Raw genomic sequence first — 251 nt, 5'->3', positions numbered from 1 at the left:
GAAGAGAGGACTGCCGTAGGCTACGACTGTTGAAGATGTGGCGTGAAGCCATTCTACGTGATTGAAGGGTTCGGCGAGGTTGAATGTCCACTTCTGACAGTTGAACTGCTGGGTGCCGAATTCTTCCTGCATAGGCACAGGATACGGAGTGCCGAGGTAATCGTTGAAGAAGAGGCCTCCGGTGCTGTTGCCGGTGGCGTTGACTGCTACCGGACCGATATTGATGCCCGACTGCAGAGCCGGAGCTGGCA

The 251-nt window shown here is 55.8% G+C and carries 1 protein-coding gene; it reads right to left on the bottom strand.

Going from position 1 to position 251, the window contains the following annotated elements:
• On the bottom strand, positions 1 to 251 hold a 251-nt coding region (locus ACX9YW_RS23340), incomplete at both ends, for a hypothetical protein (RefSeq protein ID WP_460351157.1).

The sequence above is a fragment of the Pseudoneobacillus rhizolycopersici genome (assembly GCF_054786815.1).
This window is presented reverse-complemented; position numbering and strand designations above follow the sequence as displayed.